The sequence below is a fragment of the Acetobacter syzygii genome, assembly GCF_000964225.1.
Lineage (GTDB): Bacteria > Pseudomonadota > Alphaproteobacteria > Acetobacterales > Acetobacteraceae > Acetobacter > Acetobacter syzygii.
The window spans coordinates 1-1304 of the sequence record NZ_BAMZ01000039.1; the positions used below are offsets into that span (position 1 = coordinate 1).

The 1304-nt window shown below is 54.4% G+C and carries 1 protein-coding gene and 1 other annotated feature; the gene reads left to right on the top strand.

The window, feature by feature from the left end:
- Positions 1-54: 54 nt before the first annotated feature.
- Positions 55-1265, top strand: a protein-coding gene (locus Absy_RS11365) for an IS3 family transposase (RefSeq protein WP_146802678.1) whose coding sequence is annotated in 2 segments (ribosomal slippage) — positions 55-340 and positions 340-1265 — 1212 coding nt in all. Because the reading frame shifts where the segments join, the coding sequence is not laid out codon by codon here.
- Positions 333-449, top strand: a sequence feature (AL1L pseudoknot). Its footprint overlaps the gene before it by 117 nt.
- Positions 1266-1304: the final 39 nt, after the last annotated feature.

The window sequence follows — 1304 nt, forward strand, 5'->3', positions numbered from 1 at the left end:
TGAATTGCCCCGGGTTTTGTGGAGACAGAACGACCCGAGAGGTAAGAAGAATTCATGAGCAACAAATCGAAGCGTTTTCCGCCAGAGTTCCGTGAACGTGCAGCCCGCATGGTTCTGGAGGAAGAGAAGAACCATCCATCACGTTGGTCCGCAGTGATGATGATAGCGCCAAAGCTGGATATTCATCCTGACACGCTGTCAAAATGGACCCGTCTGCATGAACGTGCCAATGCGCCTGCGGTGAGTGACCTGCCAGATCGAGAGAAGATCAGGCAACTGGAGCGAGAGAACCGCGAACTGCGGCAGGCCAATGAAATCCTGCGCAAGGCGTCGGCATATTTTGCCCAGGCGGAACTCGACCGCCGGTTCAGGCCATGACACGCTTCATTGAGGAGCATCGGCAGACATATGGTGTCGGGTCAATCTGCAGGGTTCTGTCGATTGCACCATCTGTCTATTATGCTTATCGGGCGAGACAGAAAAATCCCTGTGTGCGCAGCCAGAAAGACAAAGAACTGTATCATGAAATCCGCAGGGTCTGGACCGATAATTTCTGTGTCTATGGAGCGCGCAAAGTCTGGCATCAGCTCAAACGTGAAGGTCTGGATGTCGCCCGCTGCACGGTAGAGCGGCTGATGCGCCGGATGGGACTGAAAGGCGTCATTCGTGGCAAGGGGATCAGAACCACACGGCCCGATCCGGCACGGCCCTGTCCACGGGATCTGGTGCAGCGCCAGTTTCATGCCCCAGCCCCCAATAGGCTCTGGGTTTCGGATTTTACTTACGTTTCCACATGGCAGGGCTTTGTTTATGTGGCCTTCATCATTGATGTATTCGCACGGGTTATTGTGGGCTGGCGCGTCTCGTCCACTGCCCATACCGACTTCGTACTGGATGCTCTCGAGCAGGCTCTGTGCCAGAGGCGGCCTGAGGGAAAAGTGACCCACCATTCCGACCGCGGCTGTCAATATGTGTCCATTCGCTACACGCAAAGACTGGCTGAAGCCGGACTGGTCGCCTCTGTCGGCAGTGTCGGAGATTCCTATGATAACGCCCTGGCGGAGACCATTAACGGGCTTTACAAAACCGAACTCATCTATCGGCAGGGGCCATGGAAAAACAGGGAGGCGGTTGAACTGGCAACACTTAAATGGGTCGACTGGTTCAACAATCGACGGATCCTGTCCTCCATTGGAAACATCCCCCCAGCAGAAGCTGAGGCACGCTTTTATGCACAACAGAAATCACATGCATTAGCTGCGTAGTTCAGATAAAAACGTCTCCACAAAACCCGGGGCAATTCA